At 48.8% G+C, this 600-nt stretch carries 1 pseudogene; it reads right to left on the reverse strand.

What is annotated here, in order from left to right:
• Positions 1 to 538, reverse strand: a pseudogene (locus tag F1735_RS34090) (methyl-accepting chemotaxis protein); the annotation flags it as partial.
• Positions 539 to 600: the final 62 nt, after the last annotated feature.

Below are 600 nucleotides of genomic sequence, written 5' to 3' on the forward strand. Positions count from 1 at the left end.
CGTGTCCCGCACGCTTAATCGACATGTCCACTACCTGGTTGATCGCCGTGCGGTGCGTTTCGTAATACTGTTTCATCTTCACCATCGCCGCTGTTGCTGCCTCCTTTTCCTGCTTTTGGATTGCGGGTATGTATTCATTGAAGGTCACGGCATAGAACGCGGCCGCCGGCATGTGTGCTTGATTCAGCAAGGCGTCGTTCAGTGCGGTTTCCAGTTTTTGTTTTTGCCAATAGTCGTGACGGGTGTCGTATTCGCCTTTCAAGGCTTTCAGGCGCTCGATCAATTTGTCCTGATCTGCCTTTTCCGTCGCCTCGGACAGTTGTAGGGTCACCAGATAGGATTCGATGATGTATTCCGGAGGCGGCAGAATGTCGGCGATCAAATCCTTGCTTTCAACGATGCGATCGTAGATCGGGCCACTTACTTTCAGTTCATGTAAGGTTTTGAACGACCATGCCCCTGACACCGCAAAACCGATGACGAAAAGTGCGATCAACAGTACAAAGCGTGTCCGTATTTTCATATTTTGAAAATTCATGGTCTCTCCTTTTGACTTCAAATCAAGTATCTAAAATTCTTCCCGTTATCCGCCTCGGTGTT

It is taken from the genome of Massilia genomosp. 1, from assembly GCF_011682185.1.
GTDB classification, from domain to species: domain Bacteria; phylum Pseudomonadota; class Gammaproteobacteria; order Burkholderiales; family Burkholderiaceae_D; genus Telluria_A; species Telluria_A rubra.